This window comes from Marinicella pacifica (genome assembly GCF_014636635.1).
Classification (GTDB): Bacteria; Pseudomonadota; Gammaproteobacteria; order Xanthomonadales; family Marinicellaceae; genus Marinicella; species Marinicella pacifica.
This window is the reverse complement of the sequence record NZ_BMEO01000002.1, coordinates 224,991-250,760: the sequence shown is the minus strand read 5'-3', so window position 1 is coordinate 250,760 and position 25,770 is coordinate 224,991. Positions and strand designations below refer to the sequence as shown.

24 protein-coding genes and 1 pseudogene are annotated in these 25,770 nt (G+C 47.3%); 16 read left to right on the top strand and 9 right to left on the bottom strand.

The genetic code is table 11. From position 1 onward, the window contains the following. Positions 1-2: 2 nt before the first annotated feature. The 3 genes from IEV16_RS03200 to IEV16_RS03190 are packed head-to-tail and all read right to left on the bottom strand — an operon-like array spanning position 3 to position 3,369. On the bottom strand, positions 3-1,187 hold the full coding sequence (locus IEV16_RS03200) for an ABC transporter permease (RefSeq protein ID WP_188364228.1): 1,185 nt from the start codon (positions 1,185-1,187) through the stop codon (positions 3-5). Beyond that, positions 1,184-1,912, bottom strand: a complete 729-nt coding sequence (locus IEV16_RS03195) for an ABC transporter ATP-binding protein (RefSeq protein WP_188364227.1) — start codon at positions 1,910-1,912, stop codon at positions 1,184-1,186. Before IEV16_RS03195 ends, IEV16_RS03200 begins: the two co-directional genes overlap by 4 nt. Continuing rightward, entirely contained in the window at positions 1,909-3,369 is a 1,461-nt protein-coding gene (locus tag IEV16_RS03190; protein ID WP_188364226.1) for an alpha/beta hydrolase, read from the bottom strand. Before IEV16_RS03190 ends, IEV16_RS03195 begins: the two co-directional genes overlap by 4 nt. 149 nt (positions 3,370-3,518) lie before the next feature. Here IEV16_RS03190 and IEV16_RS03185 point away from each other — a divergent pair, with 149 nt between their 5' ends. Beyond that, positions 3,519-5,402: an ATP-binding cassette domain-containing protein gene (locus tag IEV16_RS03185; RefSeq protein WP_188364225.1), complete on the top strand. Its 1,884-nt coding sequence runs from the start codon at positions 3,519-3,521 to the stop codon at positions 5,400-5,402. A 5-nt stretch (positions 5,403-5,407) separates the two neighbouring features. On the opposite strand, the gene IEV16_RS03180 is transcribed toward IEV16_RS03185, so the two are convergent. The 4 genes and pseudogenes from IEV16_RS03180 to IEV16_RS03165 form a co-directional block, all read right to left on the bottom strand. Beyond that, entirely contained in the window at positions 5,408-6,550 is a 1,143-nt protein-coding gene (locus IEV16_RS03180; protein ID WP_188364224.1) for a glycosyltransferase family 4 protein, read from the bottom strand. Positions 6,551-6,604: 54 nt separating this feature from the next. After that, a pseudogene (gene rho / locus IEV16_RS03175) lies at positions 6,605-7,858 on the bottom strand (transcription termination factor Rho); the annotation flags it as partial. A 232-nt stretch (positions 7,859-8,090) separates the two neighbouring features. Beyond that, the gene (gene trxA / locus IEV16_RS03170; protein ID WP_188364222.1) at positions 8,091-8,417 is read right to left on the bottom strand and encodes a thioredoxin TrxA; all 327 of its coding nucleotides are present in this window, start codon (positions 8,415-8,417) and stop codon (positions 8,091-8,093) included. A 60-nt stretch (positions 8,418-8,477) separates the two neighbouring features. After that, positions 8,478-9,209, bottom strand: a complete 732-nt coding sequence (locus IEV16_RS03165; RefSeq protein WP_188364221.1) for a helix-turn-helix domain-containing protein — start codon at positions 9,207-9,209, stop codon at positions 8,478-8,480. Positions 9,210-9,324: 115 nt separating this feature from the next. Between IEV16_RS03165 and ccoN the strand changes: the two genes are divergently transcribed. From ccoN to IEV16_RS03090, 15 genes are all read left to right on the top strand, one after another. Continuing rightward, positions 9,325-10,743 (top strand): cytochrome-c oxidase, cbb3-type subunit I, encoded by a 1,419-nt coding sequence (gene ccoN / locus IEV16_RS03160; protein WP_443093943.1) that lies wholly within the window; start codon positions 9,325-9,327, stop codon positions 10,741-10,743. Further along, positions 10,740-11,354: a cytochrome-c oxidase, cbb3-type subunit II gene (gene ccoO / locus IEV16_RS03155; RefSeq protein ID WP_188364219.1), complete on the top strand. Its 615-nt coding sequence runs from the start codon at positions 10,740-10,742 to the stop codon at positions 11,352-11,354. Before ccoN ends, ccoO begins: the two co-directional genes overlap by 4 nt. Next, positions 11,351-11,509: a cbb3-type cytochrome oxidase subunit 3 gene (locus tag IEV16_RS03150; RefSeq protein WP_188364218.1), complete on the top strand. Its 159-nt coding sequence runs from the start codon at positions 11,351-11,353 to the stop codon at positions 11,507-11,509. The genes ccoO and IEV16_RS03150 overlap by 4 nt, the downstream gene beginning before the upstream one ends. Beyond that, positions 11,502-12,386, top strand: coding sequence for a cytochrome-c oxidase, cbb3-type subunit III (ccoP, locus tag IEV16_RS03145; protein WP_188364217.1), 885 nt, complete (start codon positions 11,502-11,504; stop codon positions 12,384-12,386). The genes IEV16_RS03150 and ccoP overlap by 8 nt, the downstream gene beginning before the upstream one ends. Before the next feature lie 3 nt (positions 12,387-12,389). Then, on the top strand, positions 12,390-12,707 hold the full coding sequence (locus tag IEV16_RS03140; protein ID WP_188364216.1) for a hypothetical protein: 318 nt from the start codon (positions 12,390-12,392) through the stop codon (positions 12,705-12,707). Positions 12,708-12,776: 69 nt separating this feature from the next. Beyond that, a complete protein-coding gene (ccoG, locus tag IEV16_RS03135) occupies positions 12,777-14,165 on the top strand; it encodes a cytochrome c oxidase accessory protein CcoG (RefSeq protein ID WP_188364215.1) in 1,389 nt (462 codons plus the stop codon). Beyond that, positions 14,162-14,350, top strand: a complete 189-nt coding sequence (locus tag IEV16_RS03130) for a FixH family protein (RefSeq protein WP_188364214.1) — start codon at positions 14,162-14,164, stop codon at positions 14,348-14,350. Before ccoG ends, IEV16_RS03130 begins: the two co-directional genes overlap by 4 nt. After that, positions 14,350-16,734 (top strand): heavy metal translocating P-type ATPase, encoded by a 2,385-nt coding sequence (locus tag IEV16_RS03125; protein ID WP_188364213.1) that lies wholly within the window; start codon positions 14,350-14,352, stop codon positions 16,732-16,734. The genes IEV16_RS03130 and IEV16_RS03125 overlap by 1 nt, the downstream gene beginning before the upstream one ends. A gap of 2 nt (positions 16,735-16,736) precedes the next feature. Then, entirely contained in the window at positions 16,737-16,952 is a 216-nt protein-coding gene (gene ccoS / locus IEV16_RS03120) for a cbb3-type cytochrome oxidase assembly protein CcoS (protein ID WP_229728242.1), read from the top strand. Positions 16,953-16,961: 9 nt separating this feature from the next. Then, a complete protein-coding gene (locus tag IEV16_RS03115; RefSeq protein ID WP_188364211.1) occupies positions 16,962-17,672 on the top strand; it encodes a sulfite exporter TauE/SafE family protein in 711 nt (236 codons plus the stop codon). A 369-nt stretch (positions 17,673-18,041) separates the two neighbouring features. Next, positions 18,042-18,707, top strand: coding sequence for an ABC transporter ATP-binding protein (locus tag IEV16_RS03110; protein WP_188364210.1), 666 nt, complete (start codon positions 18,042-18,044; stop codon positions 18,705-18,707). Beyond that, positions 18,704-19,654, top strand: coding sequence for an HlyD family secretion protein (locus tag IEV16_RS03105; RefSeq protein WP_188364209.1), 951 nt, complete (start codon positions 18,704-18,706; stop codon positions 19,652-19,654). Before IEV16_RS03110 ends, IEV16_RS03105 begins: the two co-directional genes overlap by 4 nt. Continuing rightward, entirely contained in the window at positions 19,651-20,601 is a 951-nt protein-coding gene (locus IEV16_RS03100) for an HlyD family secretion protein (protein ID WP_188364208.1), read from the top strand. The genes IEV16_RS03105 and IEV16_RS03100 overlap by 4 nt, the downstream gene beginning before the upstream one ends. Further along, positions 20,598-21,794 carry an efflux RND transporter periplasmic adaptor subunit gene (locus IEV16_RS03095; protein ID WP_188364207.1) on the top strand — a complete coding sequence of 399 codons (1,197 nt, stop codon included), beginning with the start codon at positions 20,598-20,600 and terminating at the stop codon, positions 21,792-21,794. Before IEV16_RS03100 ends, IEV16_RS03095 begins: the two co-directional genes overlap by 4 nt. Then, positions 21,791-23,032 (top strand): ABC transporter permease, encoded by a 1,242-nt coding sequence (locus IEV16_RS03090; RefSeq protein WP_188364206.1) that lies wholly within the window; start codon positions 21,791-21,793, stop codon positions 23,030-23,032. Before IEV16_RS03095 ends, IEV16_RS03090 begins: the two co-directional genes overlap by 4 nt. Before the next feature lie 136 nt (positions 23,033-23,168). Here the strand turns inward: IEV16_RS03090 and IEV16_RS03085 are convergent, their stop codons facing one another. Together IEV16_RS03085 and IEV16_RS03080 are read right to left on the bottom strand one after the other, a co-directional pair. Beyond that, on the bottom strand, positions 23,169-23,939 hold the full coding sequence (locus IEV16_RS03085) for a hypothetical protein (RefSeq protein ID WP_188364205.1): 771 nt from the start codon (positions 23,937-23,939) through the stop codon (positions 23,169-23,171). A 120-nt stretch (positions 23,940-24,059) separates the two neighbouring features. Next, positions 24,060-25,643 carry a tetratricopeptide repeat-containing sulfotransferase family protein gene (locus tag IEV16_RS03080; protein WP_188364204.1) on the bottom strand — a complete coding sequence of 528 codons (1,584 nt, stop codon included), beginning with the start codon at positions 25,641-25,643 and terminating at the stop codon, positions 24,060-24,062. Positions 25,644-25,770 lie beyond the last annotated feature (127 nt).

The window sequence follows — 25,770 nt, the reverse complement described above, 5'->3', positions numbered from 1 at the left end:
GGTCAGTCCGTAAATAACATCTTCTCTCTGTTATACAACTTCACCGCAATCCATGCAAGTGCCAAACCCATAATCAACGTGCCGGCAATGACCAGACCTATGGCATCCCAGCCCACAATATCACCGCGCATCAGTTCATTAATCACCAGATTCTGGCCTAAAATCGGCACCGCCATCATCCACAGCTGTTCTTTAATGGGCATAAACATCAGCAGCATACTGGGAATCATCGGCACAATTAAAACCAGGCCCACATAAGTCTGCGCCTCACGATAAGACTGGGCAAAGGCGGCAATAATGGTTTGAATCGCACCGGCCAGTAAAGCCAAGGGTGCCAGCACCAACAACATAATCATCATCACCTGCATACCCATATTAAAACGCATCCCGAGTTTTTCAAACGGGTACCAGGGCAGGGTCAGTTTAAACGCCACCAGGGTCAGTACCAAGGTCAGTAAACCAAACGCCACGGTGGCCGCCAGTTTGCCGGCCAAAACCGTATCCCGTTTGACCGGATTCAGGAATAAAGGCTCTAAGGATTTACGCTCTTTTTCTCCGGCGGTGGTATCAATGGCCAGATACATACTGCCCATAAACAAACCCATGATCAGAAAATAAGGCAACACGGTTAATAGCATTGCGCCCCGGGATTCTTTGGTGGCCTGATCGTGTTGTTCTATCATAACCACATTGGTCAAATTCGGCGATATGCCTCGCAACTGCAACCGCTGGGTGCCGATACTTCGGTCATAGGCATTCAGTAAAGACCGTAATCGATTTACACTGACTTTGGCCGCACCTTTGGCCGAACCATCGTGATACAACATCACTTTGGCCGGTCGGCCCTGACTGAAATCTTCTGCAAAATCATCCGCAATGGCCAACACCACATCATGATCTTTATTTTTAATCGCTTCTTCAGGACTGCCTTTAAGTTCTTGTAAAGTCACATCTTGGGCACTTAAAAAGTCCATTAAGTGCGCGGCACCGGCTTGGTTAATCACCGGTACTTCTAACTTTTGCTCGGCTTTGTCCTGTTGCATCTTAATGGTGGTGTTCATAATAATCACCATCAAAATCGGCCCAAACAATGCACCCATCACGATGGATGACATGACTGTGCGTTTATCGCGGGCGTTTTCCAGCACTTCTTTAAAAAAGACTGTTTTTAAGGCGCGTAAATTCATACCACTTTCTCCCCGCCAACCAAAGACACAAAGGCATCCTCCAGATTCTCACTGCCGGTTTTGTCCCGCAACTGATCTTCACTGCCGGAAGCCACAATGCGACCGCCGTCGATAATGGTGATTTCATCACACACCGCTGACACCTCCTGCATCACATGGGAAGAAAACAAAATACATTTGCCCAGCGACCGCTGTTCTTTTAAAAACCGCCGAATGGCGCGGGTACTCATGACATCCAGACCATTGGTGGGCTCATCCAGTAAAATATTTTGCGGGTCATGAATTAAAGCCCGGGCAATCGCCACTTTCACCCGTTGGCCCTGCGAAAAGCCTTCGGTTTTCCGGTCTATAAACGCACCCATGCCTAAACGATCAACCAGTTCTTCACAGCGCTCTTTGATTTTGGCCTCTTTCATGCCCTGTAATCGGCCAAAATAAACAATGTTCTCGCGCGCTGTCAGACGTTTATACAAACCGCGGGCATCGGGTAAGACCCCCATGCGCGCCCGCGCCGCCACCGGATCTTCGTGGGTGTTGATACCATCCACCAGCACCTGACCGCCTTCGGGTTTAATCAGGGCATAAATCATCCGCATGGAAGTGGTTTTACCGGCACCATTGGCACCTAAAAGCGCGGTGATTTTACCGTCCGGGGCTTGTAAAGACACATTGTCCACCGCCGTGACCTCACCGAAAGATTTACTGATATTTTCTACACTGATCATTGCTGCGGTCCGTTTAAATTAATGAAAAAAGCCGGCTGATTAAAATTATTCATACATTCGGTGTCGAGTTCTTGTTCAGGCTCTTCAATAAATGCCGTGACGATTTTTGGCATACAACCGCGATTAGCGACAATATGACCCTGGCCCTGGGCCACCAGATGCTGGGCATTGGATAAGGTTTCCAGGGCTTTTTCCGCAAACGCAGGCGGCGTCACCGGATCATATTCACCGGATAGCAGTAAGGTCGGAATGTCGGATTCAACCGGGTCTTTAAACGAGGCATCCACCACTTCACTGTCCCAGTATTCACAGCGCGAGCGCATCATCTCGTAGAATTCATCGCCGAATAAACTGTTCTGGGTGTTTTGCTCTTTCGGTAAAAACGGCACATCCTCGGCACACACCACCGATAATTCCAGGGCATTATTTAAGTTCTCTGTTAAACTTGAAGTCACCATAAACGCCTGTTGTGCCAGATTTTCAGGCTGTTCATGATTCGCCAGCGACACAAGCAGAGGAATCATGCCCATGGTCTCCGGCGAATAGGCAAACATCCGCAAACCCAACACCGCAAAGTCGCGAGTCAGTTCAAAGGTTTCGTACTCACCGCTAACAGGGTTAGGTAAACGCATTTCAATCGGCTGTTCCTCCAATGACTGTAAAAATGCCCACATTTGTTGTTCCGCATCACCAAAGCGTTCCTGACAAGTCGCATCTTCACGGCACAAGCGAAAAACATTTTTCAGGGTGTTTTGTAAATTAACCTCATGCGCCGAAGCCATCGCTTCCTGCTGTGGCATCACCCCATCCAGAATCGCGGTACGGATTGAATCAGGATAGAGTTTCATATAAGTCAGGCCCTTACGCGTACCGTAAGAACCGCCGTATATATTCCATTGTTCGATACCTAAAGCCTGTCGAACCGACTCCAGATCTTCGATGGCAATCGTGGTGGTATAAAACCGGGTATCGGCATCCAAAGACGCGTGACAGTCCTTCATCCATTGCACCACTTCCGGCGAGCGCCAATCGGTGACATCCATAAAATCATCCATCTCATAATCACAGCGCAAGGGATGCGATTCACCGGTACCACGTTGATCAACCATCACAATCCGATGTTTGGGGAGTAATTGGCTGAGGTTTCTTGCCATGACTGCAAAGGTGTCAACCGCCCCTTGCCCGGGGCCACCGGCCAACAACACCACGGCATCAGATTTGGGGTTTTCCACATCTGAATTGACCACCGCCACATTGAGTTTAATAAGCCGACTGTCGGGGTTTTTGCGGTTTTCAGGCACGGTTAATCGGCCACATTGCGCCGCCACCGAAATGCCTGAAGATTCATCACCGATAAAACAATCTGTTAGATTCAAAGTGGCCGAAGCCGACGCTGCCTGTGCCCGCACGAAACCTGCAGCACATAACAATGCCGTTATAAAAAGAAATCGAAACATGAGGTATTCTGATTATTGAAAGCCTAACAGTGTAACTGAAAAATAAAGCCAGACAAACCTCCCAGAAGTCATAATTGAATGTTCTTAGTCTTCATCCGGTTGCAGTTCTTAATTGATTTTGGGTTGTGTTTAACGCACAATGCCCGACCATGATTAAACTATCCAATATGAGCTTGCGGCGCGGTCCTTTGTTGTTATTTGACAAAGCAGATGTCAGTATTTTTGCGGGTCAAAAGGTGGGGTTGACCGGTGCCAACGGGACTGGAAAATCATCTTTATTTGCTTTGTTTCGTGGTCAGTTGCAACCTGACAGTGGTTCGTGTGAATGGCCGGTTGACTGGCAAATGGCGCATGTGAAACAGGAAACCCCGGCGCTGGATTGCTCGGCTTTGGATTATGTATTGGATGGTGATGAAGCATTGAGGCAAGTTGAGCAAGCCATTCATGAGGCCACTGAAAATGACCGGCATGAGCAGTTGGGCGAGTTATACGCCCAGATGGAGCACATCGGAGGTTATTCGGCGCCGGCCCGGGCGGCGTACATGTTGCATGGTTTGGGGTTTTCTGATGAGGAAACCAAAAACCCGGTTAAATCCTTTTCCGGCGGTTGGTGCATGCGTTTAAATCTCGCTCAGGCCTTAATGTGTCGTTCGGACTTATTACTTTTGGATGAGCCCACCAATCACCTGGACTTAGAAGCGGTGGTGTGGTTGATTGACTGGCTCAAACAATACCGAGGCACCTTGATTGTGATTGCCCATGACCGGGATTTTCTGGACGCCGTGGTCAATCATATACTGCACATCGAGCAACATCAGCTCACTTTATACAGCGGCAATTATTCAGATTTTGAAACGTTGCGGGCTGAACGCTTGACGGCGCAGCAGGCGCAACATGAAAAACAACAACAGGTGATGGCTCATATGCAATCCTATGTGGAGCGCTTTCGCTATAAAGCCAGTAAAGCCAAACAGGCGCAAAGCCGTTTAAAAGCCCTACAACGGATGGAAAAGGTGGCGGCGGTACAAACCGATAATCCGTTTACTTTTCGATTTTTTGAATGCCGGAATTTATCCCATCAGGTGGTGTCCTTAAATCAGGCCGATATAGGTTATCAAGACAAGATGGTTTTTGAAGGATTGGATTTTGCCATCGCGGCCGGTGATCGCATTGGTTTATTGGGTCGCAACGGCGCCGGTAAATCAACTTTAATCAAAGCCCTGGCCGGTGAAAAAGCATTGGCCGGCGGCGAGCGAATAACGGCCAAAGATTTATCGATTGGATATTTTGCCCAACATCAGCTGGAACAGCTTGACAAAGACAGCACGGCTTTAAATCATTTGCAAGCAGTGGACAAACAAGCCAGGACGCAGGATTTATTAAATTTCCTCGGCGGCTTTGGATTTCGCGGCGCGCGCACCGATTGTCCGATAGCACCTTTCTCAGGGGGTGAAAAAGCCCGATTGGCGCTGGCTTTAATCGTCTATCAGCGTCCGGATTTGCTGTTATTGGATGAGCCCACCAACCACCTCGATTTGAACATGCGCGAAGCCATTTCCATGGCTTTACAGGATTATCAGGGGGCGGTGATTCTGGTGTCCCATGATCAGCATCTGATTGACAGTGTGGTGGATGATTTGTGGTATGTTCACGCCGGTGCTGTGCATCATTTTGAAGGGGATTTACAGGCTTATCAAAAACACATTAAAGCCGAATTACGGGCGCATGATAACAGCCAATCTTCAGCGACCAAAAGCACCGCTGCACACGGCAATCGTCAGGGTCAAAACCGGCACAGCGACCATAAACATCGCAAAGCCCAAAAAAACCGTCTGCAGAAATTGGACAAGCAGCTACAAACCTTAACCGAGAAAAAACAGTCGCTGGCGGCTAAATTAAATGATGAGGATTTATACAGTGATCAGCGGGCGGCAGAATTGCAACGCTTGCTGGCGGACTCTGAAGCGACTCAGCAACAGTTAGAGACGATTGAAGCGGCATGGTTAGAGTTGGCGGAAGAGTTGGGCGAATAGTTGGTTTATATGGCTTTTTTATAGGCTTCGACGGTGGCTTTTGCGCAGTTTTGCCAGGTAAATTGCCGGCTGTGGTTTAAGCCGTTGACAGCGGCCTTTTGGCACCATTTTGGGTTGTCGATGGCCCATTGTAATTTTTTCTGAATATGGTCCACTTCTAAAGGTCGGCACAGCAAGGCCTGACCGCCTGCCACTTCCGCCATGGCGCCGACATTCGAGGTCATCACCGGGGTGCCGCAGGCCATAGATTCAATGATGGGTAAACCAAAACCCTCGTATAAAGACGGCAGCAGCGTCATGGTTGCACCCGCATAAAGCTGATGAAGCCGGGATTGGTCAATATAGCCGGTTAAGCGAATGTGGTGACGGTGCTGTTGTAATAATTGATTCAGTTCACGGTTTAACCAGCCGCTGTCGCCAACCAGGATTAAGGGGTATTGGTTTTTGAGTTTTGGCGACAGTCCGACATAGGCCTGAATCAATCGGTTGAGGTTTTTGCGAGGCTCTCGCGTGGCAACCGCCAAAAAGTACTGACGATGGCTGAGATCGAAGGCGGTGAGGACTTCCCGGCAATCCGATTCAGGCAGCGGTTTAAAGCGCTGATCGACACCCAGGTGGGTGACGCTGATTTGCTGTTCAGGCAGGTCAAAAGTGCTGATTAATTCTGATTTAATGCTCTCGGATACGGTGATGATGTGCCTGGCTTGTGCCAGGGTTTTCGGGAGTTCGCGGTCTAAAAATCGCAGACGGTAAACCGGCTGGGTGTGGCGATAGTGTATAAAGCTTAAATCATGAATCGTGGTGACAGCAGGGCCGTCAAAAGGCATCAGAATAAAATTTGGGCTGTGTAAAAGATAAGCTTTTAAATGTGCAGGCATGTGTTTTAATCCCCGACTTCGTCGGGCGTGATAAAGTCTTAAAGCAAGACTTTTAAACGGTACATAGCGCCGCGCTCTGGCCAACCATTGATTAGCGGTGGGCAGGGAATCAAAGTCATCGGGCCAGCGACCACCACTGTACAGTTTTAAATCATGAACAGCAGCGTGTTGTTGTAATTGCAGACCCAACTGCTGGGTATAGCGGCCGATGCCGGTGAGGGGATGGCTGATGGCATCGACGTTATAAACAATTTTCAGGGCTTGGGTCATGGATTAAGCATAATGGCACGCGCCTTTAAATCTTACCACAAGCCCTGTAAAGGATTAGCGTTTCATGGAGGTGAAAAACTGTTCGTTGGTTTCAGTGTCTTTGAGTTTTTCCAGTAAAAACTCGATGGCTTGAATGTCATCCATGGGATTAAGGATTTTGCGTAAAATCCAGGCTTTTTGCAGAAAATCATTGTCCACAATCAACTCCTCTCGGCGGGTACCGGATTTGTTGATATTCAAAGCCGGCCATATGCGCTTTTCAGCAGCCCGGCGATCGAGGTGAACTTCCATGTTTCCGGTGCCTTTGAACTCTTCAAAAATAACTTCGTCCATTTTCGAGCCGGTTTCCACCAGACCGGTGGCCAGAATGGTTAAACTGCCGCCTTCTTCCACATTTCGTGCGGCGCCAAAGAATTTTTTCGGACGGTGCAAAGCGTTGGCATCCACACCACCGGTAAGTATTTTACCCGAGGCCGGGGTCACGGTGTTATAGGCCCGTGCCAGTCGGGTGATGGAGTCCAGTAAAATAATCACGTCCTGTTTATGTTCGACCAGGCGTTTGGCCCGTTCAATCACCAGATCGGCCACCATTACATGGCGGCTGGCAGGCTCATCAAAAGTTGACGCAATCACTTCACCGCGCACCGTGCGTTCCATTTCGGTCACTTCCTCGGGGCGTTCATCAATCAGCAGCACAAACAATTTGGCTTCGGGATTGTTTTTGGCGATGGAGGTGGCTATGTTTTGCAAAATCATGGTTTTACCGGCTTTTGGCGGAGACACAATCAGACCGCGCTGGCCTTTGCCGATGGGAGAAATCAAATCAATGATGCGGGTGGTCAAATCTTCCCGGGAGCCGTCACCGCGTTCCAGTTTTAACTGCTCGGTAGGGAACAATGGGGTGAGATTTTCAAAGACAATTTTACCTTTGGTGTTTTCAGGCGGCTCATAGTTGATGGAGCTGATTTTAAGTAAGGCAAAATAGCGTTCGCTGTCTTTGGGCGGTCTGATTTTACCGGCAATGGTGTCGCCGGTGCGCAGGCCAAAACGGCGTATCTGACTGGGTGAAACATAAATGTCGTCAGGACCCGCCTGGTATGAGCCTTCAGGAGAACGCAGGAAACCAAATCCATCTGGCAGAACTTCTAACACACCGTCACCAAAAATGTCGTCACCTTTTTTAGCGTGTTTTTTTAAGATGGAAAAAATCAAATTTTGTTTGTGCACCCGTGAGCGGGTATCGACCCCCACTTGTTCGGCAATTTCAGTGAGTTTAGTCGAAGGCAGTTGTTTTAATTCAGTCAGATTCATAGGCTGTGCGGCAGAACGCCGGTGTCATCAGTATTGTTGAAAAGTGTAATGTCCCTTAGCTGCGTTCAGCAGCTATATGTTGTTATTATTACGGTTTAATTGAAAGGTTGTTCGGGAGATTTGTTGTGCCCGATTAGATGGTGCATAAACTACCATTAAAATTTTGGGCTGTCCAGTGCGAAATAAAAAAATGCCCGAATTTAATCAAAATTCGGGCATTTGTTCGGTATCAACTGATGTGTTTTTTTAAAAAATCCATGAGTTGACCTTTTGAAACGGCACCGACATGTTGATCGATGACTTCGCCGTTTTTAAATACCATGAGGGTGGGAATACCGCGAATACCCATCTTAACCGGGATGTCTTTGTTGTCTTCTATATTTAGTTTAGCCACTTTGACCTGGCCGTCCAGCTCATTGGCGACTTCTTCTAAAACCGGCGCAATCATGCGGCAGGGTCCGCACCATTCAGCCCAGTAATCCATCAATACCGGCGTTTCGGAATTAGTCACTTCAGCAAAATTGTCGTCTGTTGCGGTGATAATTTTGTCGCTCATAGGGGTCTCCTTGTAATTAGCTTGTTAACAATAAAAGATTAATTTTGGGGTGGTTTGACATTATTCAATGATTTGTTTGAATTTAGGCATATCTAAAATGGTGATTTGCTGATTGTTCAGAATCATGATGTCCTGTTTTTTAAGTTTTGAAAAAGCCCGGCTCAGGGTTTCTTCGGCAAGGCCTAAAAAGTTGGCCAAATCCCGTTGTGATATCTGAAACGGAAATTGTTTGGCGGAAAAGCCCCGTGAATAGTACAAATCAGAAACATGTCCGATAAAATCAACCAGCTTTTGTTTGGCGGTGTATTCTGAATGGGTGATTTCAAACTGAAAAATTTTTGCACTCATCATTTTCATTAAGCGGTTTTGAATGTCTCGGTGTTTCATCGCCAGTTCCTGTAGGGGATAAAACGGAATCACGCAATACGAGCCTGAACTGATGGCTTTCACCGTGGTTTTATACTTGCCGCTGTGGATACCGTCAAAACCCATGATTTGACCCGGAATAAACACATCGACAATTCGCTCATCACCCTGCTGGGTGATGTAAACTGATTTAAACATGCCTGAGTGTACGGTGTAGAGATTTTGGAAAGTTTGGCCATTTTCGTAAACGGTCTGGCCTTTTTCAACGCGGATATGGGCATCAATGATGGTTTCGATGGCGGCGATTTCATTAGATTGGATGCGCACCCGCCGGTTATCAACTATCCGGGTACACAGTTCACAATCTCCACAATTGCTGACAGATTGGTTAAAATGGACGCCGGACGAGGATTTTTGATTAAACATATCGAAGATCTTATACTGAAGAGTGGTCGAAACTTGACAATTGTCAATTTTAACACCGTTGGAAGGAAATTATAATTCCACCTACCAATTAAATGGGAAATAAACATTCAATATGATGACAGAACATAACACAAAGGTAATTAAACAGTTTACCATTGCCACCATTTTCTGGGGCATTATTGGTATGCTTGTCGGGGTCTATATTGCCGCGCAACTGGCTTGGCCGGCGCTCAATTTTGACATTCCTTGGCTCACATACAGCCGTTTACGGCCATTACACACCAACGCAGTGATTTTTGCTTTCGGTGGTAATGCCCTGTTGGGTACGTCACTGTATGTGGCGGCAAAAACCTGTCAGGTGAAGCTGTTTTCAGATAAGCTGGCTTCGCTCACTTTTTGGGGTTACCAACTGGTGATTGTGGGGGCGGTATTAACGTTACCATTCGGTTTCACCCAAAGTAAAGAATATGCGGAGTTGATTTGGCCTCTGGACGTATTGCTGACCCTGGTCTGGGTGATGTATGGCGTGGTTTACTTCGGCACACTGGCGACCCGTAAGGTGAAACATATCTATGTGGCCAACTGGTTCTATGCGGCCTTTATTATTACCATTGCTTTACTGCATATTGTTAATAATCTGGCGGTGCCGGTTAATTGGCACTTGTCTTATCCTGTGTTTTCCGGGGCGGTGGATGCCCTGACCCAATGGTGGTATGGGCACAATGCGGTGGGCTTTTTCTTAACCGCCGGTTTCCTGGGGATGATGTATTATTTTGTTCCAAAACAGGCGCAGCGGCCTGTTTATTCCTACCGGTTGTCGATTGTTCACTTTTGGGCTTTGATTTCAACTTATATGTGGGCCGGTCCACACCATTTACATTACACTTCACTGCCTGACTGGGCGCAATCTTTGGGTATGGTGTTTTCCTTAATCTTATTTGCACCTTCCTGGGGCGGTATGATTAACGGTATTATGACCATCTCAGGTGCCTGGGAAAAATTACGTTCTGATCCGATTATTAAGATGATGATTGTGGCCCTGTCTTTCTATGGCATGAGTACTTTTGAAGGTCCGATGATGTCGATTAAGACGGTGAATGCTTTGTCACATTACACCGACTGGACCGTGGGCCATGTACATTCCGGGGCGCTCGGTTGGGTGGCGATGATGACCATGGGGTCTTTATACACATTAACGCCGCGCCTATGGGGTCGTGAACGCATGTACTCGATTCAGTTAATCAACACCCACTTCTGGGTGGCAACCCTGGGTATTGTTTTGTACATTGCTTCCATGTGGATTGCCGGTGTGATGCAAGGTTTGATGTGGCGTGAAGTGGATGCCAGTGGTTCTCTGGTTTACACCCACGTGGAAAGTATCAAAGCCACTTATCCGTATTACATTATTCGCTTTATCGGCGGAATCTTATTCTTGGCCGGTATCATTATCCAAGCCTACAACACGTGGAAAACCATCAAAGGTGAAGTCCGCGATGAAGAAGGTGTCAATGTTACTGTAGGAGCGCAGGCATGATTAATCACGAAAAAGTAGAAAGCAATGTCGGCATATTGGGGATTTTGATTGCGGTGGTGATCAGTTTTGCCGCGATTATTGAGATTATTCCCCTGTTTTCTCAGGCCAGTGTGGTGGAACCGGTTGAGGGGTTAAAGCCACGCAATGCTTTGCAACTGGCCGGACAAAATATTTATGTTGCAGAAGGTTGTTATAACTGTCACTCACAACAAATCAGACCGTTCGTGGATGAGACCCTGCGTTACGGACATTATTCACTGGCCGGTGAGTCAGTATATGACCGGCCGTTCCAGTGGGGCTCAAAGCGTACCGGACCGGATTTGGCCCGTGTCGGTGGCCGTTATTCCGATGAATGGCATGAAATTCACTTAATTGATCCGCGTTCTTTGGTGCCGGAATCCAATATGCCCGGTTATCCCTGGTTGGCTGAGAGACCTGTTGATGTGGAACAAACCTTAAAGAGTATGAAAGTTCTGCGTAAGCTGGGCCACCCTTACACCGATGAAGACATTGCCGGTGTGGCCGAGGCGCTGGCGGATAAAACCGAATTGGATGCTCTGGTGGCTTACCTGCAAAACTTAGGGACAGCGGTTTCGAGGAGATACCAATGATCAGCGGTTTTATGACAGCGATATTGATCATTATTTTTATTGGAATTGTGCTGTGGGCATACAGCCAAAAAAACAAAGACACCTTTAAGGATCTGTCTCAAATGCCTTTAGACGAGGAAGATCGCGTAAAAACCGAGGAGAAAAAACATGAGTAATTTCTGGCACTGGACCGTCATCATTGTGGTGGTCGCCCATATTATTGCCTATGTGTGGCTGTTGATGGCCACCGCCAAGAAAAAAATGGACAAACGCGCCGACAACACCACCGGTCATGTCTGGGATGATGACATCACTGAATTAGATAATCCGATGCCGCGCTGGTGGTTGTGGTTGTTTGTGGGTACCATTATTTTTTCCATTGCCTATCTGATCTTGTATCCCGGCATGGGCAATTTTGAAGGGACCAAAGAATGGACCCAAAAAGGTCGGTTTGAGGCCAATTACCAAAAGGTGGTGGATGCCCGCGAAGAAACCTATGCCGCATTCATCAATAAGCCGGTGGATGAAATGATTCAGGATAACACCGCCATGTTGCTGGGTCAGCGTATTTATGCCAACAATTGTGCACAATGCCATGCCTCAGATGCCAAAGGTGGTTACGGCTACCCGAACCTGACCGATGATAACTGGAAATGGGGTGGCGAATTTGACACCATAGTGCAAACCATCAGCAACGGTCGAACCGGTATTATGACCCCGTGGGCCGGCCCTTTGGGTGAAGAGGGTGTCCATCAGGTGGCGGCTTACGTGCGCAGTTTATCGGGCGTTGATCACGATGCCAAAATGGCCGAAGCCGGGGCGGCAAAATTTCAGATGTTCTGTGTGGCCTGTCATGGTCCTGAGGGCAAAGGTAACCAAATGCTGGGTGCCCCGAATCTGACCGATGACATCTGGTTATACGGTTCTCATGAGATTATTGAGACCGCCCTGTATGATGGCTTACAGGGTTATATGCCGCCACAAAATGAAGTGTTGGATGAGCATCAGATTAAACTGGTGGCAGCCTATGTGTATTCTTTAAGTCGGAAATAAATCATGGGAACCCGGCCTGTTACAGATCAAAGTCAGTTTAACGAACGCCAGATTAAGCGTATTTTTTATCGCCGTCTGGGCACCGCGGTATGGGTGTCTTTTCTGGCTGCGGCGGTACAGACAATGATCTTTTTTGCCCAATTTGATCCGGCGTATTTGAATGAGATTGCCAGTATCACCATCAGTATTGATCGCTGGCAAGGTTATGCTTTGGGCTTTGTGTTTTTTTGGTTATTTTCCTTTATAACAGGTTTATTTTGTGGGGTTATTATGGCCCTGCCGAGAACTAAACTGGCACAAAGCATCAGGCAGGAATCATAGAGACCGTTGCCTGAATCCGGTGCAGCCGTGTATTCAGTGCAGGTCTCTTTAACATTTTGGTGAATTACTATGTCAACGCAGGACACCAGACCGGTTGAACTAAAACTCTACAAAGCCCATGAAAAAGTCTATCCACGTGAGACCAAAGGCCGTTTTCAATTCAAAAGAAAATTAGCGGTCTTTGTTTTACTGGGCTTGTTTTATTTATTGCCCTGGTTTGACTGGGGCGGGCATCAGGCGGTTTTATTTGATTTGCCCCACCGCCGTTTCTATATTTTTGGCTTGACCCTGTGGCCACAGGATTTTATCTTTTTGGCGCTGATGCTGATTATTGCCGCCTTTTCGCTGTTTTTCTTCACCGCTTTGGCCGGTCGACTGTGGTGTGGTTATGCCTGTCCGCAAACGGTCTGGACCGAGGTGTTTATCTGGATGGAACAGCTCACCGAAGGTAATCGCAATAAACGCATGAAGCTCGATAAAGGGCCGTGGAATTTTAATAAAATATGGCGTAAAACCGCCAAGCAGTTTTTGTGGATTACCTTTGCACTGTGGACCGGTTTTACTTTTGTCGGCTTTTTCACACCGATTAAAGAACTGGCGGTGAATGTGGTCACCTGGAATTTGGGGCCCTGGGAAACCTTTTGGCTGTTCTTTTATGGTTTTGCCACCTACGGCAACGCCGGTTTTTTGCGGGAACAGGTGTGCCTGTACATGTGTCCTTATGCCCGCTTTCAGGGAGCCATGTTCGATAAAGAAACCCTGATTATTTCTTATGATGAAAAACGCGGTGAACCACGGATGCGGGGTAAAACCCGACGTGAGGCCGAAAATCCCGGTGATTGCATTGATTGCACCTTATGTGTTCAGGTCTGCCCCACCGGCATCGATATCCGTGATGGTTTGCAGTATGAGTGCATTGCTTGTGCCGCTTGTATTGATGCCTGTGATGATGTCATGGCGTCAGTCGGATTGCCCAAAGGTCTGATTCGTTACACCACTGAAAATGCACTTGAAGGTAAAAAATCACGGGTTTTACGTCCACGTATTCTTATTTACGGTGCTATTTTAACGTTGCTGGTATCAAGTTTTGCTTACGCCTTATTAACCCGCAGCAGCATAGATGCCAATGTGATTCCCGATCGCAACAGTTTTTACCGCATTGTGGATGCGCAGCGGATTGAAAATGTGTATAACCTTAAAATTATGAACAAAGGCTCACAAACGGCGCACTATGAAGTCAGTGCCATCGGCTTGGATGGATTAGCGGTTGATTTTGAGACCGATGATGGTGTTTTATCCGCTGAGCCGGGTGAGCTGATCAGTGTGCCAATCCGCATTCGGGCTGACCGCAGCGTGGCTAACAAGAAAATCCACACCATTAAAGTCGTTGTTAATGAAGTCGACAACCCCAATAATAAACGTACTGAAACGGTTAAGTATTTTGGATACGACAAATGAAAAAACAAAACCCACACAAAATAAGCGGCCAACCGGCACCCTGGTACAAACATGCCTGGGTGTGGTTTATTATTGCTTTACCCGCCACCGCCGTGGTGGCCAGTCTGTATACGGTGTATATTGCCAAACAAAATGCGCCACAAGTGATTGCCAAGCAAAATAAATTCCAGCTTGAAAAAGAGTAATGGCTCACCGATGTTTCCATTGTGGGGAACCGGTACCGGCTGATTGTCCATTAACGGCCACCATCGACGGTATAGAACAACCCATGTGTTGTATCGGCTGTCAGGCTGTGGCCCGGTTTTTGGCTGATGAATCCCATGCCGATTTTTATCAGTACCGTGAAGGCAAAACCCCCGGTGTGCAGGTTGAAAGTGACACCTGTTCCTGGCGTCACTTAGATGAACCGGCGGTATTTGAACGCCTGACAAGCCCGACTGATGGTGGTTTACGACAGGTCACCATTAAGGTTGAGGGTATGTATTGCAGCGCCTGTGGTTGGTTGATTCAAAAAGTGCTTAAGGATTTGCCCGGTGTAGAGGATTTACATATCAACAGTGTGACCCAAAATATGCGTCTTGTGTTTGATCCCGGCCGCGTCCGATTAAGTGAACTGTTTACGCAAATTGCGCGACTTGGTTACCGCCCGATGTACCAGCAAGACAGTGCCCATCAGGCTGATACCGCCCGTAAAAAACAGCTCAGACAAATTGCGGTGGCCGGTTTTGGCATGATGTTTATCATGACCCTGGCGGTGCCGCTGTATAACCCCGAATCGATGGCCCAGGATCCCGGTATTCGGCAGTTCTTTCGATTAACCAGTTTGTTAATCGCCACCATTGTCTATTTTTATTCAGGACAAAGCTTTAATCATAACGCCATCCGCGACCTGAAAAATCGTCATTTGGGCATGGATGTGCCGGTGGCACTGTCCATCAGCATTGCCTACTTTGTCAGTGTCTATATCAGCTTTATGGATGACGGTCATGTTTATTTTGATTCTATGGCGATGTTTATTTTCTTTTTGCTGCTGGGACGTTTTGTGGAATCGGCGGTGAAACACAAAGGCATGGATGTACGTTCGGCACTCAATGCCCTGATTCCGGTGAGTGCTGTGCGCATGGGTCATCAGGGCCGTGAAGAAATACCGATTGATCAGGTTAAAAAAGGCGATAAATTAATGATTAAAGCCAATCAAGTGGTACCCTGTGACGGTGAAATCACTGCGGGTAGCGGTCGGTTTGATGAGTCTTTGTTGACCGGCGAATCGACGCCGGTGAAGAAAACAATCGGCGACACTGTTTATGCCGGCGCCCGGTTGGTGAATGATGAGGTGTTAATTCAAACCACTGTCAACAACCAAAATACTTTTTTGTCCAAATTGGCGGATTTAATGGAGCTGGCACAAAGTAAAAAGCCCAAAACCCTGCAATCAGTGGACCGCATTGCCGGTTATTTTGTTGCCGTGGTTCTGCTGTTGGCTGTGGGTACCGGGCTGTGGTACATCAATCATGCACCGGATCAGGTGCTGCCGGTGGTGTTGTCGGTGCTGATTGCCACCTGCCCCTGTGCTTTGTCCCTGGCGACACCCACGGCGCTGACAGCCGGCGGTATTAAATTATTACAACAAGGCGTGTTGGTCAACAACACCGAAGCCTTGTCGCAAATTCATCGCTGTCGGCATTGGTTTTTTGACAAAACCGGCACCCTCACAGAAGACCGGTTAACCCTGGCTAAAGTACATTGTGTGGAAGCCCTGGATAACCCCGAAGCCATCGCCGCTGCTTTACAACGCATCAGTAACCATCCCTTGGCCAGTGCCTTTCGTCAATCTTCATCATTCATTGTGCACAACGCCGAAGAATTATCAGGCCGCGGTGTCAGTGGCGTGATTGACGGACAATGCTGGCGTATGGGCAGTGCCCGCTGGTTAAAGTCACTGGATATTTCGATTCCTGAGCATAAGGCCGAGGCGGCCGATACAGTGGTTTATTTGGCCCGTGAACACACTTTAATCGCCATCTTTTCTTTGCGGGTTGAAGCCCGCGCCGGTGCCGCTGACTTGCTTCAATGGTTGCAAAAAGATAAAAAGCATGTGGCCATCATTAGTGGCGATGACAGCGAAACGGTCAAAGCCTGGGCGCAACAATTCAGTGTGCCCGAGTTTCGGGGCAATATGCGGGCAGAAGATAAAATTAAAGCCATCGAGCAGCGGCAACAGCAAAACCACCCCTGTGTTATGGTGGGTGACGGGGTCAATGATGCGCCGGTGTTGTCACAAGCCGATGTCTCCATCAGCCTCAAGCAGGGCGCCCATTTGGCACATTCGGCCTCAGATTTGATTATTTTGGGTCGTTCTTTGGGGCCGATTAAACAGGCGGTTTTCACAGCCAAAAAAACCCAGCACATCATCAAACAAAATTTATTCTGGGCACTGCTGTATAATGGTTCAGTCACACCGGTGGCGATGATGGGGCTGTTGGCGCCCTGGATGGCAGCCATTGGGATGTCATTAAGTTCTTTGTTGGTGGTACTGAATTCCAGACGGGTGTTACGAGGTGTGCCGTGAATATGATTTATGTGTTGGTGGTGTTATCCCTCATTTTGGTGGTGGCTGCGGTGTGGGCGATTCACTGGGCGATTAATAAAAACCAGTTTGATGATTTGGATTCACCTGCTTTTTCCATTTTAGAAGATGATACGCCTGCCGACCGTTATCAACGCCGACAACAGCAGATGCAGCACAACCAGTCGGAATGTGAACATGACAAAAAAGAAGACAAGTAACCCGTTTTCATGGCTTTTTTGACCCCCCTGATTATCGGTTTTTTTTCCGGCTTTCATTGTATAGCGATGTGTGGCGGCTTGTGTGCGGCTTTATGCCACAAACAAAACACCCACCAGGTGCTTATCACCAATTTAGGGCGGGTGGCCACTTACACATTATTGGGAGCGGTGTTTGCCGGATTGGTGCAAGGTGCCAGTTTATCGGTTCCGATGATTGAATGGGGGGTCTGGTTGCGGATGCTGATGGGCGTGATGCTGGTGCTCACAGCCGCCGTTTTGTTTTTTAAAAATCATCGGTTACTGACCATTCAAAAATCCTTACCCGGCTGGTCCAAAGTATCCACCCGCTTAAAAGCATTACAAAACCGCCACAACAGTGCGGCTTCTTTTATGAAAGGCATGCTGTGGGGACTGATACCCTGTGGTTTACTTTATGGGATGCTGATTATTGCCGCCACCACTGCCAACCTGTTTGACGGCATGCAGTTTATGCTGTTTTTTGGCTTAGGGACTGTATTGCCCTTGCTCGGTTCCCAGTGGCTGATACGTAAAATGATGCAACGCGGTTCTATGGACTTTTGGCGACGCGCGGCAGCGGTGTTTGTGTTAATTGTCGGTGTTTGGGTGTTGCTGGCACCGTGGTTTTCGCATGGCCTGATTCCCACCAACAACCCATACTTTTACCAGCTCAGTGCTGTTCTGGATATGTGTATTCCCTAAATACCTAACCCGACTATTTCATACAATCGGTACAAAATAAGCATGTTTTTTATGTTTCAAATAGTTATGAATTAGCCATAAACAACAGCTTGTACCTGAATGGCTTTATGAATAAAATGGCTGCATATCTTGCATAAGATCGCTTACAACATATGAATAACTATGCTTGAAGCGATATTTATACAATCTATTTTGCCATTTTATCCCTAAATTCCATTATTGCATGAAATAGTCGGGTTAATGGGCACTTTTCACGCTGCATCGAGTCTATCTGTAATAAATTAGTACCTTTGGCCTATACCATAAAAGTTGTATGTTTTTATAATAAACATCGAATAAAGGAATCCTCTGCACGACCGCCTGATACCCATGATAAAACTGGACAACATTTCAAAAGTTTACCGCACCCAGGGTGAAACCATCCGTGCATTGGATGGTGTGAATTTATCCATTGCTGAAGGTGAATTTGTGGCCATAATGGGACGCTCAGGCTCAGGAAAATCCACCATGCTCAATATTTTGGGTTGTATGGACAAGCCCACAAACGGTCGCTACACATTAGCTGGTCAAGATGTGAGCGTTTTAGATGATGATGCCTTGTCCAAAATCCGCAATGAATACATCGGTTTTGTGTTTCAGGGATTCCATTTACTACCGCGCCTGTCAGCTTTGGATAATGTGTTGGTGCCGTTGCGTTTTGCCACACCGCAACAACAACGCGGCGGGGTTGAACGGGCCAAAGACTTACTTCATCAGGTGGGTCTGGGTGAACGTATTCACCATATGCCCAATGAAATGTCCGGCGGACAAATTCAACGGGTGGCGATTGCCCGGTCACTGATAAACAATCCGTCGGTGTTGTTGGCCGATGAGCCCACCGGTAATTTAGACAGTGCCATCTCAGAGCAAATTATTGAATTATTAAAAAGTCTCAATGCCGCAGGACAAACCATTGTCATGGTGACCCATGAGCCGGACATTGCCGACAATGCCGGACGCACCCTTGAGTTTTTAGACGGAAAAATTGTGTCATGAAAGTACTCAAATCGAGCCTGTTAACGATATTGTTTATGCCCTTGTCTTTACCGGCCCTGATGTTGACCGGTGAAGTGGAGTCCAGCCAAACCCAGGAAATCACCATGCCGATGGTGCGTTCATGGCGCGCTGAAATCGCCGACATGGCCGAAGAGGGTGGTTTTGTGGAGCCCGGTGATTTTGTGGTGCGCATTGACGGCACCGATTTGGATAACACCATTGAGGCTCAAAAAGAAGCGCTGGATGTGTTCAAAGCCGCTTCCAAACGCGACACCATACAGTTGCAAATTGATTTAAACAATGCCCGGCTGGCCTATGAAAAAGCCAAAGTCGATCACCAAATTGCCGAACTGAAGGCTTCGGTGCCGTTAGAATTTATCGGTGAACTGGAATACAAAGAACGCCAACTGACTTTAAAACAAACGGATAAGGCCCGCCATGAAAATGCAAAAAAATTCAGGGCATTGGAAATTAAGCTCAAGGAAAAAAACAAAGAAGTGGCTTTGGGTTTGACACAAAAGCAAAAAGAATTGGATTACTGGAAAAAGCGTTTGGCCGATCTCACCATCACTGCCAACCAGGCAGGTTATGTGATTCACGCAACCCATCCCTGGAATGGTACCAAGTACCAAATCGGGGACCAGGTCCAAACCGGGCGGGTGATTGCTAAAGTATCTAAAACCACCGGTATGCGGGTCAAGGCGTTTGTCAATGCCATCGACTTACCTCAGGTTAAACACGGTATGGCTGTTAATGTTCAGTTTGACGCCTTACCCAATACCAGCATGCGTGGTGTTGTCAGCCACATTTCTGCCGGTGGTCATGACAAAAAAAACTGGGGAGAAGGCTTGTATTACGAAGTCACCATCACGCTTCGGGGTGAGCAAGATGCCCGTTTATTACCCGGCATGAGCGCACTGGTTCAGGTCAATGAGGTACAACCATGAAGACATTTTTAATCATCATAATTATGCTGGCTTTGAGCACGTCTATACATGCTGAAACCATCACCACCTCAGGTGAACTGGTGGCAGTTGAGACCGACAGTTATTCACCGCCGAGTATTCGATTTATATGGCGTTACACCATTGCTTTTATGGCCAAAGACGGTGCAGAGGTCAATCCCGGCGAACCGGTATTGATGTTCAAAACCGATGAATTACAAGAACGCCTGATGGATAAGCAGGGTGAATTATCGATTAAACAAAGTGAGCTGCGTAATAAATTATCGACCAAAGTGGAAGAATTGGCAGATAAATCGCTGGCGGTGGAAGAAATGAAAAAAAACCTCGATAAAGCCAAACGCAAAGCCGAATTACCGCAAAGTGTGATTGCCATGAATGATTACAAGGAAAATCAGCTGAATTATGCATTGGCAAAACTACAACACCAACATGCACTGGATGACCTGGCACTGACGCGCGAAAAAATCGATACCGAAGAAGCCATTTTAAATGCCAATATTGCCAAATTGGAGGCTGAAGTGGAAGAGTTAAACGAAGCCATTGCCAGCATGCGTATTATCGCCAAAAGACGTGGTATCATCATGCACCAGAGCGATCACAATAACAATAAATACGCCGTGGGTGATCAGGTGTGGGGTGGTGCGCGGGTGATTGAAGTGGCCGATATGGACAACATCATCGCCCGATTGGAAATTAAAGAAAACGATTTATCACGGGTGCAACAAGGTCAGACCGTGACCTTTCGTATGGATGCTTATCCGGACATTGAATTCAATGGTGTGATCAAAGAATTATCCAAAGTGGTCCGCATCAAATCACAGAATCAGCCCTCAAAAATTCTAGACGCCCAGGTGGAAATCAGCAATTCGGATAAAGCCATTATGCGACCAAATATGAGTATTAAGGCAGAAATCAGCAGCGAATCATGAAAAATACACTGCTTCTTTTAATGGTTTGTGGATTACTGGCTTGCAGTGATCAGACAGAACAGAAACAACCCTTACCGACACTTACCCTGGAGAAAAAGGCGGTGACTTTATCGGTGCATGTCGGTGGCGAACTGGAAGCCACCCAATCGACGCCACTGACCGTACCCAGCGGTTCGCGGCGGCCACAAACCCTGGCTTGGATTATGCCGCAATTCAGTCGGGTTAACAAAGGCGATGTGGTGGCCCGTTTTGATGGCACTGATTTCCAGATTGAATTGGATAAAACCACCTATGAAATCCAAAAGCTCATGTATGACATGATGGCCAAAGAACGGGACATTGATAACACCCGCTTTTCTTTCAACACCGAAGCTGAAGTGGTGGATTATGAATATGAACTGGCCAGGCAATTTAATATAAATGATCCCTTGCTTTACACCAAAATTGAAATTATTGAAGCCGGGGATAACGAAGAATTTTTAAAAGCCAAAGCCGAACACATTGATAAGGTCAGTGAAAACTTTGAAGAAAAATCGGCCACCGAACTGGACGTTTTGCAAAGCTCAAAATCGGTGCAAGAAGCCAAAAAAGAACTCAACGAAACCAGTCTAAGTGCGCTTGAAGTGGTGGCACCGCATGACGGCTTACTGGTGTTGCAGCCCAGTTGGGACGGCTCCATGCCCGAACCCGGCAAAGCGGTGTTCCCGGGCACCAAACTGGCGGCGCTGCCGGACTTAAGTGAGATGCAGGCTTTGGTGTATGTACCTGAGGTGGAAGCCATTGGCATTCAGGCGGAACAAACCGTCAATATTCAACTGGATGCTTATCCTGATACGTCATTTAAAGGTCGGGTAAAATCCATCAGCCAAACCGCTCAACCCCGGGAGCGGGATAACCCGGTGAAATATTTTACCGTTACTGTGGCATTGGATGAGCAAGACGAACGCTTTATGCCCTCACAGCGGGTGTCGGCCGACATCATTGTGACCAACCAGGAGTCAGCCATTTCAGTGCCGATATTGGCGGTATTTCGTGATCAGGACCGCGCCTGGGTGTATAAACAAACCGGAGGCGGATTCCAACAACAGCCCATCACCACGGGATTTTGCAGCGCCGTCTTATGTGTTATCAAAAGTGGTTTAGAGGCCGGTGATGTGATTGCTTTGAGTCGACCGGCGGAAGCAGAACTATGAACAATACCTTGATAATCAATTTACGCCATGCAGTGGCTGAAATGCTGCACCACAAATTACGCACCCTATTGACCTTGTTGGGCATGGTGTTTGGTGTCGGTGCGGTGATTGCGATGTTGTCTATTGGCGAAGGCGCCCAGGCCGAGGCCACCCGTTTGATTGAAAAAATGGGTTTGCGCAATCTCGTGATTGAAGAAAAACAAATTGATCCTGAAACGTTAAAAGAAATGCGCTCCGATTCTTTGGGTTTAAACATGAACGATATCCGCGCTTTACAAAACAGCCTGCCGTTTATCAGCCAAAGCTGTGGCGAAAAAACCATTAAAACCTGGTCCTTGTTTTCTCAGCATGCCAATTCTGATGGTGCAGTCAAAGCGCTGTCGCCCAATTGCTTTGGCATGAGTAATTTGCAGGTGGACGCCGGTCGTTTATTTGGTGAAGAAGATAATCAGTCTTACGCACAGGTGGCGGTGATTGGTTCAGAAGTGGCGGCCGAATTGTTTCCCGATGGTACCGCACTGGGTCAACGCATCAAGGTTAATCATCTGTGGCTGGAAGTGATTGGCGTTTTGAAAAAAGACGCCTTAAGTAAAAATGAAATTCAGGGTATTAAACTCGGTGCCGAACACAACCAGGTCTTTTTGCCGATAGAAACGGCCTTTAAACGCCTGAAATGGGAAATGTTGGAGAGCCAGTTGGACACCATTCGGGTGACCATTGATGAAACCATCCGGCCGCAGGTGGCCTCGGTGGCCATTGATCGGTTGCTCAAACGCCGGCACGGCAACATCGATGATTACAACATCATTGTGCCGGCCAATTTATTGAATCAACAAAACCAGACCCAGCAAATTTTCACCATCGTGATGTCCAGTATCGCCGGCATATCCTTGCTGGTGGGTGGTATCGGCATTATGAATATTATGTTGGCCACGGTGCTTGAACGCACCAAAGAAATTGGTCTATTGCGGGCCCTGGGTGCGCGAAAAGTGGATATTAAAAATCAGTTTTTGATTGAAAGTGCCACCATTGCCGCCGTGGGTGCGGTCATTGGTATTGTTATGGGTGTGGTGCTGTCATTTTTGATTCAGTCCTTTGCCGACTGGCCGGTGGCCTGGAGCTTATTTTCAATCGTGCTGGCTGTCGGTGTGTGTTTATTGACCGGTGTGGTGTTTGGTTATTACCCGGCCAAACAAGCCGCCGAATTAGACCCCATCCGGGCGTTGCAAAAGAATTAAGTGAACAATCTATGTGCGAGTTAACAACGGCATCAGAGCCAAACGCACTCAAACACTTCGTTAGAGAATACGAAAAATTAATCCATAAAAAAACCCACGATTAACGCGGGTTTTTTTAAGCATCGAATCGTTTGAATTAAACGTTATTGGCTTTTCTTATAAAACGACGACCGAACAGGCCCAAGGTAAGAACCATTAAGCCCATGCCCAGCCAGTTCAGAGACGGCACAGGCGCAGCGGCCACAGGCGCATCTAACTGGGTACCGGATAAGTCAAACAAGAAGTCATAGGCTGGTGCACCGCCACCCACGCCACAAACAGTGCCGGCGGGTTGGAAAGTGGTACAACCTGATAAAAAGCCATCACCCGGGTTTATCCAATGGGCTTCATTACCCGCTACCGTGTCAGTGTTGGACCAGAAGTGTTGGCCGTTTGTGGCAAAATCCTGATTAACTTGAATCGCCACCCAATAAGTGCCGGCACCGATAATGCTACAAGCGCTTGGTAATGTGATGGATAAACTGCCGCTGGTATCAGTCACAGGAATGCTACTGTAACTACAGCCGGCCAAAGCAGTTGGATTGGGGCTGCCCGCATTATCTGCATGGAAAGAGACATTAACCGAGGAAGCGACACCACCAGTAGTACCAATGGTTTCAATTTCCTCAATCGACCAGCCGTAACCGGTGACGACAAAGTCATCGGCACCCACTGAATCATAAACATCCAAGGATGCTTCAAAGTTTTGATCAGGGGTACCATTACCACGTGGTGTGGCTCCCAACTGACTCCATAACAGGGCTCGGGATCCGCTGGAACTATGGTTTCCATCAACACCGCCAATACCGGCTTCAGTGGCCAATTGGGCACCGGCGACGGCCGATGCGCTCAATAATAAAGGCAACATGGCCTTCGTTAATTTATTTTTTTTTCATTGTTATCCTCAATTCTCAATTTATTCAAGACGTAAAAAAACCAGACAATTCTAATAATTGTTAATCCTATTGTATCCAGAATCGGGCGTGCTTCAATTGTTTTTTAACAAATTTTCGAATTTTGCCATTGAAATTTGGTATTTTTTGTGTAACTGCACAGAAGTGTCGTATATTTTCTGCGTCACCTGACCGGCACTGGCGGTTTTTATGTTTCGTTTGGTGTGATAAAACTGCAAACAAGTGTCTTGCCAGTCAAGCTTTAAAAAGGACAGTAACCGTTCAATTTCCAAGCGGGTGTCCTGAACCATATCTTCATAGCTTAGGGCGTAAATTTTATCCGGAAAGCAGTTTTTCCAGTAGGCCATGATATTCACTTGGTGCTGATAATTCGCCACCAGCTCTTCGATGTCATAGCTGTATTCATGACCATGGGCAAATAATTGTTTGTAACAACTCAGTAACACCGCTAAATCCCGGCGGGTGCAATGAATAATTCTGGCATTGGGAATGGCCATTAAAATGGCGCCCACAAAATTAAAATTAAGCGGTTGTTTATCGGTAAAAATGGTTTCCTTAAAATCTGTACCAACCGCGTTAAAATATTCATCAGCGATGTCAGCAAAATCATCCTTTTTCATTGAGGCGAGCGATTCTGGGTAGCTATTATTATTCTCACGACCCCGCACGGCCATGATATTTGGAAAATAAGGCAGTTCGGAGGCGCCGTAAACAGCCGAATGTGAGGCCAGAATTTGTTCGGTCAGGGTTGATCCTGATCGCGGCATACTGACGATAAATACAGGCTGCTTGGTGTTCGAATGGACATTGACGGTGTGGGCTTTGATAAATTCAGGATTAAAAACCCGTTGTATGGCTTGGGTTAAGCCGGACCAGTCGAAGGGCTTTCTCTGCAATTGTCGATAACGGAGTCGATTGGCTTGCTCAAGTTGTGCAAAAGCGGCATCATATTCACCGGCATGTTCCAGGGCATAGGCTTTGGCAAATAATAATTCCGGTGGTACCCGGTCACCGGCCTGAGCAATCATTTGATTCAGTGTGGCCAGTTCATGATCGTTAAATCGGTACTGTTTCAAGTTAGCCAGTGCCCAATAAATGTCGTGTTGATAAGGGTTGATGGCCAGTGCCCGGTGAAAATAGTCAATGGCCTGATCAATGCGACCTGTATTTTTCATCAAAAAGCCGAAAGCCACCAGCGCACCGAGGTGGTTGGGCTGTAATTTCAGACAGGCTAAGTAGGCAGATTCCGCCTGTGATATTTCATTCTGATCTCGGTATAAGTTAGCCAAATTATAGTAGAGCGGCGCATTGGTCGCACCCTGGTTAAGTAATTGTTGGTAGCATTGATGGGCTTGTGAATATTTTTTTTGGGCCTTGTATAAACTGGCCAAATTGAGCAAAGTCGGTCCGAAATTCGGCTTTAATTGATGGGCATGTTGCAAATGTTTTTCTGCCAGTGACCAGGTGTTTTGTTGTAAATAGATAACCCCAAGTAATCGATGGACTTCATGGTTTTGACTGTTTTTAGCCGCCATTTTTTTAAGCTTGACCAAAGCCCGCTGGCTCTGTCCGTTTTCAATCATTTGCTGAATATTTTGGATGTTCGACATGGTGCTTGGGTTCAGGTTGGAACGGGTATTATGCGCGATAATGTTCACAGTTTCAAAAAGCCCATTTGCAATTAGGGTGTTTAGCACTCATGCCATGCCAGATTATATGTTTGGGTAGTTACAGGTCAGATGGCCTGCTTTTATCAACTTTTTGAGGTGTGTCGATTGGTTGCGA